The 14,291-nt window shown below is 69.0% G+C and carries 9 protein-coding genes, 1 tRNA gene and 1 pseudogene; 6 read left to right on the top strand and 5 right to left on the bottom strand.

The annotated features are described in order from the left end of the window. Positions 1-36 precede the first annotated feature (36 nt). Positions 37-594: a cob(I)yrinic acid a,c-diamide adenosyltransferase gene (locus tag DR_RS08375; RefSeq protein WP_010888275.1), complete on the bottom strand. Its 558-nt coding sequence runs from the start codon at positions 592-594 to the stop codon at positions 37-39. Positions 595-677: 83 nt separating this feature from the next. Then, positions 678-2,185, bottom strand: a pseudogene (malQ, locus tag DR_RS08370) (4-alpha-glucanotransferase). Between the two features lie 122 nt (positions 2,186-2,307). On the opposite strand from malQ, the gene DR_RS08365 reads away from it, so the two are divergent. Next, positions 2,308-2,619, top strand: coding sequence for an antibiotic biosynthesis monooxygenase family protein (locus DR_RS08365; protein ID WP_034350179.1), 312 nt, complete (start codon positions 2,308-2,310; stop codon positions 2,617-2,619). Positions 2,620-2,622: 3 nt separating this feature from the next. On the opposite strand, the gene DR_RS08360 is transcribed toward DR_RS08365, so the two are convergent. After that, positions 2,623-4,515, bottom strand: coding sequence for an ABC-F family ATP-binding cassette domain-containing protein (locus DR_RS08360; protein WP_027479883.1), 1,893 nt, complete (start codon positions 4,513-4,515; stop codon positions 2,623-2,625). 410 nt (positions 4,516-4,925) lie between these two features. On the opposite strand from DR_RS08360, the gene DR_RS08355 reads away from it, so the two are divergent. Both DR_RS08355 and DR_RS08350 read left to right on the top strand, forming a co-directional pair. Further along, entirely contained in the window at positions 4,926-6,218 is a 1,293-nt protein-coding gene (locus tag DR_RS08355) for a FecR family protein (RefSeq protein WP_010888271.1), read from the top strand. Continuing rightward, on the top strand, positions 6,202-7,674 hold the full coding sequence (locus tag DR_RS08350) for a CHASE2 domain-containing protein (RefSeq protein ID WP_027479881.1): 1,473 nt from the start codon (positions 6,202-6,204) through the stop codon (positions 7,672-7,674). Before DR_RS08355 ends, DR_RS08350 begins: the two co-directional genes overlap by 17 nt. 13 nt (positions 7,675-7,687) lie before the next feature. Here the strand turns inward: DR_RS08350 and DR_RS08345 are convergent, their stop codons facing one another. Continuing rightward, entirely contained in the window at positions 7,688-9,499 is a 1,812-nt protein-coding gene (locus DR_RS08345) for an N-acetylmuramoyl-L-alanine amidase family protein (protein ID WP_010888269.1), read from the bottom strand. A gap of 111 nt (positions 9,500-9,610) precedes the next feature. Between DR_RS08345 and DR_RS08340 the strand changes: the two genes are divergently transcribed. From DR_RS08340 to DR_RS08330, 3 genes are all read left to right on the top strand, one after another. Then, positions 9,611-10,753, top strand: a complete 1,143-nt coding sequence (locus tag DR_RS08340) for a GTP pyrophosphokinase (protein ID WP_051618796.1) — start codon at positions 9,611-9,613, stop codon at positions 10,751-10,753. 96 nt (positions 10,754-10,849) lie between these two features. Beyond that, positions 10,850-10,926, top strand: a tRNA-Met gene (locus tag DR_RS08335). A gap of 96 nt (positions 10,927-11,022) precedes the next feature. Then, positions 11,023-11,799: a DUF554 domain-containing protein gene (locus tag DR_RS08330; protein WP_010888267.1), complete on the top strand. Its 777-nt coding sequence runs from the start codon at positions 11,023-11,025 to the stop codon at positions 11,797-11,799. A 122-nt stretch (positions 11,800-11,921) separates the two neighbouring features. Here DR_RS08330 and DR_RS08325 read toward each other — a convergent pair whose 3' ends face one another. Next, positions 11,922-14,219, bottom strand: coding sequence for an EAL domain-containing protein (locus tag DR_RS08325; RefSeq protein ID WP_051618797.1), 2,298 nt, complete (start codon positions 14,217-14,219; stop codon positions 11,922-11,924). Positions 14,220-14,291: the final 72 nt, after the last annotated feature.

Here is a 14,291-nt window from a genome sequence, read left to right as displayed (position 1 = left end):
GGGCCTGACCAGAGAGCTGATTTCCAGAGAGCTAATTTAACGTCGCTTTTTCACCGTCCAGGCTTCTTCGCTCAGGCCGCTGCGGGCATTGACGGCGCGGGCCATGATGAACAGCAGGTCCGAGACGCGGTTGAGATAGACCTGCACCTGCGCGTTCGCCTCCTCCACGTCGAGCAGCCGAATCACGTCCCGTTCGGCGCGGCGGGCCACGGCGCGGGCGAGTTGCAACGCGGCGGCGGCGGGCGTGCCCCCCGGATGCACGAAGCCGGTAAAGGGCGGCGCGGCCTCCTGGTAGCGGTCGATCATCGCTTCCAGAAAGGCCACGTCCTCGGCGTCTATGCGGACCAGATTTTTCTCGTAGGGGGTGCCGCTTCGGGTGGCGAGGTCGGCGCCCACGTCGAACAGCGCGTTTTGCAGGTATTCGAGGTCGGTGTCTAAGGCAGCGTCCGTACTGTGCGCCCGCGCCAGCCCCAGCGCCGAGTTGAGTTCGTCCACGGTGCCGTAGGCCTCCACGCGGGGGTGCGCCTTGCTCACGCGGTCTGCGCCGTAAAGGCCGGTCTGTCCCTGGTCGCCGGTGCGGGTGTAGAGCTTCATGGGGAAGAGGGTAAAGGGTCGGGGGCCAGGGGATGTGATGTTCCCCCGGCCCCCGCTCCTTGCTGGCGGCGGTCGCTGGTCGGTTAAGCCCGCCGTCCGGTCCGCTCCGTCAGCTCGCGCAGACGGTCGGCGAGTGAGGGCAGCAGCGCCGCCGGGTCGTAGCGCCACGTCCAGTTGTGGTCGCCGGTGGTGCCGGGCAGGTTCATGCGGTCCTCGCTGCCCAGGTTCAACAGGTCTTGCAGCGGCACGACGGCCAGCACCGCGCGGGTGCCGAACGCCACCTCAGTCAGTTGCCAGGCGAAGGTGTCCTCGCCCGGGTCGCTGCTGGTGTAGACGCGGAAGTTGTGGCGCTCGCTCTCGTCGGCGTGGCGCCACCAGCCGCGCGTGGTGTCGTTGTCGTGGGTGCCGGTGTAGACCACCCGGTTTTCCTTGATGTTGCCGGGCAGAAAGTCGTTCACCGCGAAGTCGCCGCCCCCGAAGGCGAATTGCAGCACCGCCATGCCGGGAAAGCCGAAGTCGTCGCGCAGCTTCTCCACGTCGGGGGTAATCACCCCGAGGTCTTCGGCGATGATGGGCAGGCTGCCGAGCGCCGCCCGCACCGCCTCGAACATCTCGTGCCCCAGCGCCGGCACCCAGCGCCCGTTCATGGCGGTTTCGGCGGGGTAAGGAATCTCCCAATACCCGGCAAAGCCCCGGAAATGGTCCACCCGGATGATGTCGTACAGCTTCAGGCTGCCCTGGAAGCGGCGAATCCACCAGCCGAAGCCGTCTTCTTTCATCTTGGGCCAGTTGTAGAGGGGATTGCCCCACAGTTGCCCGGTCTCCGAGAAATAGTCCGGCGGCACGCCCGCGACCACCGTCGGCTGGCCCTGGTCGTCGAAGTAGAACTCGTCCCGGTTGGCCCAGGCGTCGCTGGAGTCGAGCGCCACGAAAATGGGAATGTCCCCGATAATCTGCACGCCGCGCTCACGGGCGTACTCACGCAGCGCTGTCCACTGGCGGAAAAAGAGAAACTGCACGAACTGCACGCGGTTGATGGCGCCTTCCAACCKTCGCGGGCGGAGGCGAGCGCCTGCGGGTCGCGGTCGCGCAGCGCCTGCTCCCAGGCGTTCCAGGGCAGGCCGCCGTGCGCCGTCTTGAGCGCCATGAACAGGGCGTAGTCGTCGAGCCAGCCCGCTTCCTGCGCCTTGAACGCCCCGAACGCCGCCGTCAGTTCGGCGTGTTCGCCGTAAATAAAGTGCGCGTAGGCGCGGTCGAGCATCTGGTTGCGCCACACGAACTGCGTGCCGAAATCCACCCGGCGCGGGTTGAAGGCGGGCATAGCCTCGAAATCGGTGTCGTGCAGCAGCCCTTCTTCCCTCAGCGTCGTCAGGTCGATGAGGTAAGGGTTGCCGGCGAACGCCGAAAACGCCTGATAGGGGCTGTCGCCGTAGCCGGTGGGGCCGAGCGGCATGACCTGCCAGTAGCGCTGCCCGGCCTGCGCGAGCCAGTCCACGAAGTGCCGCGCCGAGGCGCCGAGTTCGCCGATGCCATAAGGTCCGGGCAGGCTGGTGGGGTGCAGCAGCACGCCGCTGGAACGTTGAAGTGTCATTCTCTGGTGCCTCCCTGGAAAGCTGGGTGTGTGGAAGTGATTCCACGTTTGGCCGAGTGTAGCGGATGCGCCGCGCTCGGCAGTTCCTCTCGCTGGCGGCCCCGCCCGTCTACAGTCGGTTTATGACTGCACCCGTACTGGAAATCGCCATGCTGAATGTCAGGCCCGGACAGACGGCGGAATTCGAAGCCGCCTTCGCGCAGGCCGGACGACTTATCGCGTCCATCCCCGGCTACCGGCGCCATGAATTGCAGCGCTGCCTGGAAGACGCGCATAAATACGTCCTGCTCGTCTGGTGGGACACCCTGGAGGCGCACACCGTCGGTTTTCGCGGCAGTGCGGAGTATGGGCAGTGGCGTGCGCTCCTGCACCATTTTTACGACCCGTTTCCGGTGGTCGAACATTTCGTGCCGGTGACGTTGCCCAACTCCTGAGGCTCAGCCGCCCTTCGCCTCCACCTCGCCCTGCTTTTCGCCCCACAGCGCCATTTTGTCTTCGAGCTGCACTTCGAGTTCGTGCGCGGCCTGCCCCAGCGCGGTGAAGTCGGCGTTCATGTCGGCCTCGGCGAGGGCCCGCTGCGCCCCTTCCAGTTCGGCCTCCAGCCGGGCGATGTCGGCTTCGATGGCCTCCACCTCGCGCTTGAGGTGCCACAGGCCCTTCGCTTTGGGGGCGAGGGCGACTTTGGGGGTAGCGGCAGCGACGGTGCGGGCGGCCTCGGCCTCCAGCTCGGCGGCGCTGCGGTGCTTGGCGCGGTAGTCCTCCCAGCCGGGGTACTCGTAGAACTGCCCGTCCTCGATGAGCCAGATGCGGTCGGCCAGCCCCTCGATAAAGGCGCGGTCGTGGCTGACCATCACCAGCGTGCCGGTGTAGGCAGCGAGGGCGTCTTCGAGCGCTTCGAGCATTTCCATGTCGAGGTGGTTCGTCGGCTCGTCGAGGACGAGCAGGTTGTGGTCTTCCTGCGCCAGCCTCAGGAGTGCGAGCCGCGCCCGCTCGCCGCCGGAGAGGATGCGGGCGGGTTTGTCGTGGTGGTCGAAGGGAAACATGAAAGTGCCGAGTAGCGTGTGCGCCTCGTGGTCCTTTTGCACGTACTCGCGCGCCACGTCGTAGAGCGTCTGCGAGGGGTCCACGCCGCGCAGGGCCTGGTCGTAGTAGCCTGCGCTCACCCGCGCCCCGGTCAGCACCCGGCCCCTGGGGTCGTCGCTGGGGTCGAGGCCGAGGAGCGTTCGCAGCAGCGTCGTTTTGCCCGCCCCGTTGCGCCCGATGATGGCGACACGCTCGCCCTGGCGAATCTGGAGGTCGAGGTCGGCAAAGAGCGTCCGTTCCCCCATCCGCCGGGTCAGGTGCCGGGCGTCGAGCACCACCTCGCCCGATTCCGGCGCGTGAAAGGTGATGCGGGTGGTGCGCTCCTCGGGCGGCGGGGCGGCGACAGCTCCCTTCTGCATCCGGTCCACACGGGCCTGCATCGCCTTGGCGCGGCGGGCGAGTTTGGACATGCCCAGGCCCCAGATTTTCATGCGGTCGGCGCTCGATTGCAGGTCGGCAATCTGCTTGGACTGCTGGGCAAACAGCGCGGCCTGCTGCTCGAGTTCGAGGTCGAGCTGTTCGCGAAATTTGGTGTAGCCGCCCGCGTAGACCTTCAGCGTGCCGCCGCGCAGGTAAGCGGTTTCTTTGGTCACGTTGTCCAGAAATTGCCGGTCGTGGCTGATGACGAGCACCGCGCCGGGGTAGCGGCCCAGAAAGCCTTCGAGCCACTCCACCATCACGATGTCGAGGTGGTTGGTCGGCTCGTCGAGCAGCAGCACGTCGGGGTTCTCGACGAGCAGCGCCGCCAGCCCCAGCCGGGTGCGCTCGCCGCCCGAGAGCCCGGTCACCGGGTCGTGCTCGCGTCCCCGGAAGCCGAACGCCAGCGTGACCTGCTCCTTGCGGCTGCGCCGCTCGTAGCCGCCGCGCCGGGCGAACTGTTCGAGCAGCGCCTCGTGGTGGAGGATGGCGGCTTCGCTGCCGCTGCTCATGGCGGCGGCGGCGGCGGCCAGTTCGGCTTCCAGGGCGTCGAGGTCACGAAAAGCACTTTCGAGCACGGTGTCGATCGTCGCGCCCGCCGGAAACACCGGGTCTTGTTGCAGCGCGCGGGCGCGCACATTGGGGGCGTGGCGCACTTCCCCGCCGTCCGGGAGAAGTTGCCCGGTCAGCAGCCGCAGCAGGGTGCTTTTGCCCGCGCCGTTGCGGCCCACGAGTCCCACGCGGTCGCCCGGCTCGACGGCGAAAGTGATGTCCTGCAGGACGGTGAGCGGACCGTATTCCTTGGCGGCGTGGCTGAGGGCGATAAGCACGGGGCCGAGTATACGCACCGCCCCCGCACCTGCACGGTCTCCAGTGCACGGAACCCCGGTGAAAGAAACTTCTCGTAAACTGAACCTGATGAGCCAGCGTTCCCCTTCTCTCCGTGTTCTGGCCGGGCCGCTGCTTCTCGTGGGCCTGGCGTTCCCCGCGCTGCCGTTAGAGGCGGCACAAGCACAGGCGGTACAGGTCCAGGCACAGGCCCGGCCTGCGGTCACCGTCGCGGCGGCGAGCGGGCGCGCCGAAGTTCAAGACGCCGCTGGCCGCTGGGTGCCCCTGGGGCAGACCCGCGTGGTGGGCACCACCTGCGGACCGGGGCCGGGCGCGTCACGCTGCAAAACGGCGCCGGGCAGATCACGCTGGGCAGCGCCTCGCGCCTGCGGTCTACGACCAGGAACCCGACTTGCAAGAGGGCCAGTTTTTCTTCGCCGGCAGCGGCAGCTTCTATGCGCTGGGCTGGCACCTGAACGTGCAGGGCGGGCAGGTCCGCGCCGACCTCCTGCCCGGCAGCCCGCGGCCCCGGGTGGCGGTCATTGCCGGGCGGGTCCGCCTGTCGAGCGGCAGCCGCACTGTGCAGCTCGGGGCGGGCGACASTGTCGMTGCGGAGCGGGCCCCCAGCGGCCTTTACCGAGACCGACCCCTGGTACCGGGCGCAGTTTGTCGGCCCCGGCGCGGCCACCATCGANGGCTGCGCGGGGCCGTGGAGTACCGCAGCGGTGAAAAGGTACGCGGCGCCACGATGGGACAGGTGCTCGGCACCGGCGACCGCGTGAGCACCGGCAGCGGCGCCTGGGCCGAAATCGGTTTCAGCGGCGGCGGCTACCTGCGCCTGACCGAGCAGAGCGAACTCGGGGTGCTGGCGGTGGACAAAACGGCGCGGGGACGCGAGGTCACGCTGCGGCTGCTGCGCGGCAGTGCCTGGAGCGTGGTGCAAAAGGGCCAGGGCGGCTACCGCATCACCACCCCGGTGGTCAGCACCGCCGTGCGCGGCACGACCTTCCGGGTGGACGCGGCGGGGCTGGTCAAGGTCTTTGAAGGTCAGGTCGAGCTGCCGAGCGAGCCGGGAGTGCGCCTGGAGCAAGGCCAGGAAAAGCCCGCTGGCGGCGTGGTGCGGCCTCTCATACCCGACGCCCTCGACGAGTTCAACCTGGCGCTGGACCGCGAACGGGCCGCGCCGCTGGCACCGCAACTCACCTTGCCCGGCGCCCCCGCCCGGCCCTGGGCGCAGCAGACGCCCGACCTGCGCGTGACCGCTCCCCAGGGCAGCGAGGTCGAGGCGCGGCTGAACGGGCAGACCGTGCGCCTCGGCGAGATCGGGGCGGGCGTCTTCACCCTGCCCGTCTCACTGCCCGCCCTCCCCGACGGACGCTACGACGTGACGCTCAGCGTGCGCCGCTCGGGGCAGCTCTGGCAGCGGCGCTTTCCGCTGGTGCTCGACCGGGCAGCGCCGGTGCTGGACGGGGTACAGCGGCGCACGCTGGGCCGTCTCCTGCTGCTCAGCGGTGAAGTCAGGGACGGGCCGGCAAGTGCTGACAGCCGGCTGCAACTCCGCATTGAGGGCGCTGGTACGCCGCAAATGCGTACGCTGCGGCCTGGGCCGTTTCGGGTGCTGCTCCCCGCGCCGACGGTCCCCGGCGAGCTGCGGCTGAGCGTGCGTGATGCGGCGGGAAACGAGTCTCATGTGGCGCTCCCCTGAACGCCCGCTGCGCCGCCTGACCTTGCCGCTGGCGGCGGGGCTGGGGCTGGCGCTGGGCCTGGCATTGCCGCACAACCGCGCTCTGGAAAACTCGCTCAACCGGGCGCTGCCCTCGCGTTTCGACGAGCGCCTGCTGCTCGTCGGCATTGACGACGCCACGCTCGGCGATTACGGGCCGCTGCCGCAGTGGCCGCGCTCGCTCTACCTGCGGGCCTTCGACACCTTGGAGCAGGCCGGGGCGCAGGTCGTCGGGCTCGACGTGGTGCTGGGCCGGAGCAGTGACCCTGACCCAGCCGTGCAGGCGGCGTTCGACCGGCCTCACCTCGTGCTCGCCACCGCGCCCGGTGACCCGGTGCTCGACTGGCTGAGTGCCCGGCAGACCGTCACGGGGGTCAGCGCCCTCAACAGCGGCAGCGGCCCGCTGCGCGAGGTGCAAACGGCTTACCCGGTCGGGAGCGGCCCGGCCACAGTCCTTATTCCCAGCTTTGCCCGGCAGGTGGCGGCGCAGGCGGGCCAGCCTTTGCCACTCGATACCCAGCCGCGCCTGCTGCGGTACTCGCCGCCCGCGCAGGTGGCGGCTCAGACGCTCTCTTTCCGTGACCTGGTCGGTGGCAACGTGCGTTACGCCGACCTGCAAGGCCGGGTGGTCCTCATCGGCCAGAACGCGAGCGGCGTGCCGGGCCTCAACCTGCCCGACATCGACGGGCGGCTGACGCCGGGGCTGGAATGGCAGGCGCGGGCGGTGTCGAGTTTGCTCTCGGCCCCGCTGCGCCGGCTGCCGGGCTGGGGCACCGCGCTGCTGTGCGCCGGGTGCGCGGCCCTCACCGTGCTGTGCGGCGGGCTGTGGGGCTACGCGCTGGCGGGCCTGACGCTGCTCATCGCCGCCGCGCTGTGGCCGCTGGGGGTGGTGTTTCCGGGGGTGTCTGTCTCGCTGGCGGCGGTTCTGGGGTCGGGGCTGGTCGCCTTCGAGCGCTGGCGGCAGCTCAAGACGCTGCGGCTGCGCGACCCGCTGACCGGCCTGGGCAACCGCTTGGACCTCATTCGCAGCGTGACGCAGCGCTGGCCCCGGCGGGTGGAGCAGCCTTTCGGTCTGGTCATTTTCGACGTGGGCGCCCTGAGCCGCGTCAACGCCATGCAGGGCCGGGCGGCGGGCGACGCGCTGCTGCGCGAACTCAGTGCCCGCCTGCAACGGGTGAAACGCCGGGGCGACGCGGTCTTCCGCTCCGGCCCCGACGAATTTGCCGTGCTGCTCGAACCTGCTGCCGCCTCCGAAGTCCTCCCCCTCGCTCAGGCGTTGGTGAGAGAGGTAGGCCCGCTGAGCATGGGCGACCTGCCTGTGCCGCTGACCGTCGGCACCGCCAGCAGTACTCAGGACCTCGCCGCCCCCACCGACCTGCTCGAAGCGGCGAGCCGCGAACGCTACCGGGCCAAGTACCAGCGCGTACAGGAAGAGTAGACCCGCGCGTTCCTCAGCGTCCTGCCGCCTGCGCCGCGTAAAACTGCGCGATGCCGCCCGCCACCGCCTGGGCCAGCTTTTCCTGCCCGCCCGGACTGTTCATCACCCGCACGTTGCCCGCGTCGGTCAGGTAGGCGAGCTCCACCAGCAGGCTGATCTGGGTGCTCGGACGCGTCAGGGCGAGGTTGGCGCCCGGTCTGAGGCCCGCGCCGATGCCGAGTTCGGGCAAGCGGGCCCGCAGCTCACTCAGGATGGCGCTCGCCACCGCCTGCGCCTGCGGCCAGGTGTAATACACCTCCGGCCCACGAATGCCGCGCGGGTCGTTCCCGTCGGGCAGCGCGTTGTAGTGCAGGCTGACGAGCAGGTCGGCGCGGGTCTGCTCGGCGAGCAGGTCGCGCTCGGTCAGGCCGACAGAGTCGTCGCGCTCACGGGACAGAATCACGGTGGCCCCCTGCGCCCGCAGCAGTTCGGCAGCCCGCAGCGCCACCGGCAGGGTGAGGTACTTCTCGGTCAGCCCCAGCAGCCCCGCGCCGCCCATGTTGGTGCCGCCGTGTCCGGGGTCGAGAACGATGACCCGCCCCGCCAGTGGTCTGAGCGGATCAAGGACTGGCGGACGGCGCACTGTGAGCACCAGATCATTGCCCTCGTACCCCGCGTGAAAACCCCAGCCCTGCGCCGCGCTCAGCCGCAGCGTCAGGCGCTGGGTGTCCAGGCCGAGCGTTTTCACTTCGGCGCTGACGAGCAGTGGGTCGCGCAGCTCACCCGGCGTGGGCAGGGGAGGCGCCCCGTAGAGCGTCAGGTCGAGTTGCCCCGCGCTCTGCTCCAGCGTAAACGGCAGCCGCGCTCCGCCGAGCGGCACCCGCACCCGCAGGTCGTCGCCCGTTCCAGCCGCCATTTCCAGGCCAGTTCCCCCCGCCCCACTGGGGTCGAGCACCAGCGGCCCAGGCTGCGCGGCCAGCGGCAGCCCCCGCGTCAGCGCCACCTGATCGGCGGTGACCAGGGCGCTCAGGCCGGGGGCGAGGCGCACCCGCAGGTCGTTGCCCTGCCGTCCCACCGCCAGAAAGGTCGTGCCCTCGCGGGGATAGAGCAGGGGCCGGCCATCCAGGGTGGTCAGCGAATACTCCGCCTCGTTGACGCCCAGCCCGCGCACCGTGCCCGCCAGTTGGGTGGCGGTGGCGGGGCCGGTGCCGGTGCTCACGCGGCCCGGCGCCGCCTGGCTCACAGTTTTGCCGTCCTGGCCGGTCAGGCTGACGGTCACGCTCGCCTGGTCGAACACACTGCCGAGCGGCAGCACCCAGGTGGCGCTGTAGCGGCCTGGACGAACTTCGCGCATGGCCTGCGGGGCGCCGCTTCCCACCCGGAAACTGGCGCGGCCCCCCGGCGAACCCTCGAAGCTCACTTCGAGTTGCCGCTCGGCGGGCGAGTCGCCGGCGGGGTCCCAGAATTCCATTCGCCCTGTCGGCGTCAGGCTGCCGGGGCGCAGGGCGGTGGGCCGGGCGGGCAGCGGCGCCGTGACGGTGCGGGTCACGTGCAGGACGCGGCTGCTCGACTCTCCGCCCACGGTGGTGACCAGCCGCAGGGTGTTGAGGCCGGGACTCAGCGGCCACCATAGGGTGTAGAGCCCGTCGGGAGCGACCTCGGCGGCGCGGCCTCCGATGGTGAGCCGGGCGCCGGGGCTCACGCTGCCTTCCAAAATCACGTGGTCATAAGCGACGCGGTGCCCCTCGGGCGGGTAGGCCACGATCAGGCGCGGCGCGGCGGCAGCGGGGGAGAGCAGCGCGGCGGACACGGCACCGAGCAGCAGCGAGCGGCGAAGCGGAAGCATGGCCCTTGCTGTAGCACGCTCTCCTGCGCTGGTGGGTGAGACGGCGCCCGCGCTACTGCGTTCGACACATTGTCTACTGTCGCCGCGCCGGGGACTATCATGGGGGTCGCCATGTCTTCCTCCGCCCCCTTTTCGCCTTCGACTCTGGTGGCCGACTATGTCTCGCAGCTCAGTGAGTACGAGGCGCTGCGCTCGGCGGCGGTCGCCCACATGGCCCGGCTGCTCCAGGAAGCCGGGCTCAACATCCACCACGTCACCGCCCGGCTGAAAAAACCCGCCAGCCTCGCCGACAAACTGCGGCGCAAGGTGGGGCGCTACCACACGCTCGGCGACGTGACCGACCTGGTGGGCGTGCGTGTTATCACCTATTTCGAGTCGGACGTGGCGGCGGTGTCGCGGCTGGTCGAAGGCTGCTGCGAGGTGGACTGGGACCACTCCATCGACAAGTCGAAGATGCACGATCCCGACCGCTTCGGCTACATGGGCGTGCACTACGTGGTGCGGCCCAGTGCGTCGCAGCCCGAGTTCGCGGCGCTGCTGGACGCGCACCCTGGCCTCAGCGACCTGCGATTCGAGATTCAGATTCGCTCGATCCTGCAACACGCCTGGGCCGAAATCGAGCACGACCTCGGCTACAAGAACCGCGAGGCGGTGCCGCGTGAGGTGCGGCGGCGGTTTTACCGGCTGGCTGGACTGCTCGAAATGGCCGACGAGGAGTTCATGGCGCTCGCCCGCATGAGCCGCGACTACGCCGCCACGCTGCCCGAGCGGGTGCAGGAGGAGCCCGAGAGCGTCTTTATCGACGTGCAGAGTGTCTCCTATCTGCTGGGTCAGCCCCCGGTGCGCCCGCTCGACCTGGAGGTGGCCGAGGCGCTGGGCGTCACCTTGCTGGTCGACTGGCCCGACCCCGAGCGCCCGGTGCGGCTGACCTCGCTGCTCGATTACGTGGGGGTGCACTCGGTGGGACAGTTGCAAAAGGAACTTGCCCGCTTCGCGCCGGACATCGTCCGTTTCGCCGCCGCGCTGCTGCCGCAACTGCGCGAGGCCTGGACCCCGGCGGGCGGCGCGCGGCCCGGCACCAGTCTGGTGCACTACGCCTTGCTGCGCGCCTGCGTGAACCCGTCGCTGGAGGCGCGCGAGGTCATCAAGATGCTCGACCTGATGGGCACCCAGAGCGAACGCCAGCTGGTCCGCACGGTACGCGAAACCTACCGCGAGGTCATCAGTGCCGGCACCGAGGAGCGCGAAGGCTAACGCCGCGCTTGACAAAAACGCCCCTCCGACCTATTCTCTTTGAGCGCGAAAGGAAGCCCCTGAGCGCAGAAGCAAGAAAAAGAGCAGAGAAGGTAACGCAGGGTAGAGCAGTCTGGTAGCTCGTCGGGCTCATAACCCGGAGGTCGCAGGTTCAAATCCTGTCCCTGCAACCAACATCCCCCGTCCCGGTGACGGGGGTTTTTCTTGTGCCCGGCTGTGTATCCCGCCCGCGCCGCTCGCCTCCGGGCCGCGCTACAGTCCGCTCACACATGGGTCTGTTTTCGCAACTGTCCGGCACGTTCATCAATATCGCCGCCGTTCTCCTCGGCACCCTCATCGGGCTGACCGTGGGCGGGCGGCTGCCGGAGCGCACCCAGCGCACGCTGCTGCAAACTCTCAGTCTGGTCACGCTGTTTATCGCGCTCGACATGGCGGGCAGCCTCAACAAGGTCAGCGGCGGGCAGGTACCGGGCGTCATCCTCGCGCTGATTACGCTGGCAGCGGGCGTGGTGGTCGGTGAAGCGCTGGGCATTGAAGAAGGACTGAACCGGCTGGGCGACAGCCTCAAGCGGCGCTTTCGGGGCGGCGGCCTTTTCACCGAGGGCTTCGTCGCGGCGAGCCTGCTGTTTTGCATTGGCCCAATGACGGTCATCGGCGGGCTGCAAAACGGGCTGACCGGCGACAGCTCCACCTACGTCCTGAAAAGCACCCTCGACGGCATTGCCGCGCTCGCGCTGGCAGGAGCCTACGGGATAGGCGTGGGCTTCAGCACGCTCACCATCCTGCTGGTGCAGGGCGGCATCAGCCTTGCGGCGGGCAGTTTTGCCGCCGGGCTGCTCGGCGGGGCCGACCCCGAAATTCTCCGCACCAATCCCTACGTCCTGCTGATTACCGGCGTGGGCGGCCTGATGATTGTCGGCATCAGCTGGAACCTGATGCTGGGCGGCCTGGGCATGGACGACAAGCGCGTGCGCGTCGGCAGCATGATGCCCGCGCTGCTGCTCGCGCCGCTGGGGCTGTGGCTGGCCCGGAGCTTGCAGGGCTGAGCCTGCTGAGCTTAAGCGCGGGCTGAGGGCTGCTCTGGCGACCTCTGCGCGCGCAGATAAGCCTCCAGGCTCGGCACGTCGAGCGGTCTGGAAAAGTGGTAGCCCTGCAACAGGTCGCACTTTCACTGCCGCAGCAGGTGCAATTGCTCGGCGGTTTCAATGCCCTCGGCGGTTACTTGCATCCCGAAGCGCTGGGCAAAAGCGATCAGCGCCGACACCAGCGGGCCATCGGTGGCATTGTCGGCGCTGAGGTCCTGAATCAGCGAGCGGTCGAGTTTGAGAATCTGCGCCGGTAGGCGGTAGAGGCGGCTGAGGCTGGAATAGCCGGTGCCGAAGTCGTCAATGGCGAGTCTTAGGCCCTCGCGGATCAGCGGCAAGAAGGGTTCGAGGGCCTCCTCGTCGCAGATGGTCTGCTCGGTGATTTCGAGTTCCAGCGCGTCGGGAGGCAAGGCGTAGGCCCGCAGGGCGTCGCGGATTTCTTGACAGCTGCCGGGCTGTTGCAGTTGCCGGGGGGCCATATTGACGCTGACCCGCAGCTCCGGCCAGTGCTCGCGCCACGCGGCGAGCTGCCGCAGGGCCGTGTTCAGCACCCAGCGGCCCAGCGGCACGATCAGGCCGTTGTCCTCGGCGAGTCCGATAAAGCGGTCAGGCGACAACAGCCCCAGCCGGGGATGCTGCCAGCGCACGAGCGCCTCGACGGCCACGGTCTTGCCGCTCCTCACCTCCACGATGGGCTGGTAGTGCAAAACCAGTTCACCGTTGCCGATGCCGCTGCGCAGGGCCTGCGTCAGTTCCAGCCGCTCGTTGGCCGCCTGACTCAGGGCGTTGCGGTAGCGCTGGGCCTGCCCGCCCTCCTGTTTGGCGGCGTGCAGGGCGAGGTCGGCATTCTTTTGCAGGGTCAGGCTGTCCCGGCCATCCTCGGGAAACAGCGCCAGGCCGATGGAAGCTGTGACGACCAGCGCTTGCCCATCGAGCAGCAGCGGTTCGTTGATGGTGTCGAGCAAGGTCTGGGCAATGGTCAGGGCGTCTGGGGCGGCTCTGACCGCCGGCAGCAGCACCACGAACTCGTTGCCCCCACGTCGGAAAGTCTGCCCCTGCTCGCCGACAGCGGCCTGCACGCGCTCGCCGATATAGAGCAGCAGGGCGTCGCCCGCCGGCTGCCCCAGGGTGTGGTTGACCGTCTTGAAATGGTCGAGGTCGAGGCACAGCAGGGCAAAAGGAGCGCTGTCTGCGGCGACCTGCTGGCCCAGCGCTTCGTGCAGCGCCAGCCGGTTGGGCAGCCCGGTCAGCGCGTCGTGCCGGAGCTGCGCGGCCAGGCGTTGCTGAGTCCGGCCTTCTTCCTTCAGGCGGCGCTTTTCGGCCAGCGTCTCGCTGCGTAGGCGCTCGGCCTCCAGTTGCAGGTTGACCGCCGCCAGTTGCTCGCGCAGGTCATGTTCGAGCTGCGCGAGCGCACGGACCTGTGCCAGCGCCCCCTGGTAGTCGTCCTGATCTTCTAATAACTGGGCATAGCAGCGCCGGGCGCGCCCTTCCGCGTCGTTCAGGCGCAGATCCTGGGCGGCTCGCAGTCCCGCCTCCAGCGCGGGTCGTGCCTCGGCGGGCCGCCCCAGGCCATAGAGGATTTCGCCGTGCGTGACTTGCAACTCGCACTGCGGCGTCGCGGTGCCGAAGCCACTGTCGGTATTCAGCCCCTGTTCGCAGTACGTCAGTGCCTCTGACAGGCGGTCGAGGTCGAGCAGCAACTGGGAGAAATGAAACAGGACGCTCTTCAGGTAGCGGGGCGAGGCAACCGTCTTGGCGTGGCGCAGCGCTTCCTCAATGAGGGTCAAGGCCGCCCCCGTCCCACCGCTCAACTGGCAAACGCAGGCGAGGTTGAGCGAGGTGATCATCAGATCGAACGGCTGTCCAAGCTGCCGCGCAGTGTCGTGGGCCTCGGTCAGGTAGGGCTGAGCCGTGTCGTACTGCTCGAGTTTGGCGTAGGCGCTCGCAAGGTTGGTCAGCACGCGCAGAGACAGCTCGGGAGCATTGAGTGACTCGCAGATTTTCAGAGCTTCGAGGTAGGCCTGGAGCCCCCGCGCCATCCGCCGCTCGTTGAGATGCGCCAAGCCCAGGCCCAACCAGGCGTGCACCAGCAGCTCGGGCATTTTTGCGCTTCGGGACTCGGCCACCACGCTTTCCAGCAGTTCGGTCGCCTGCTCGTTGCGCTTCTGGTGCGCCAGGCTGCGGCCCAGCACTGTCCGGGAGCGCAGAGCCAGTGACTGGCAGCCGGCTGCGGTGGCCCCGGCGAGCACCTCACGTGCCGTCGCTTCGGCCTGTGGCGAGTCGCGCAGCAGGATGTCCTCGGCCTCGGCGAGCCGGGCTTCCAGCTGCTGCAAGTCGTCAGGGACCGCGTCAGCCTGCTGGAACCGGTCGGGCAGCGTCATCGTGTTCGTAAGATACGGGATGCCCCCTGACAGAATCGTCAGCCGGGCGTTGGCCTGTCTGAACCTTCGCGG

This window comes from Deinococcus radiodurans R1 = ATCC 13939 = DSM 20539 (assembly GCF_000008565.1).
GTDB classification, from domain to species: domain Bacteria; phylum Deinococcota; class Deinococci; order Deinococcales; family Deinococcaceae; genus Deinococcus; species Deinococcus radiodurans.
This window is presented reverse-complemented; position numbering and strand designations above follow the sequence as displayed.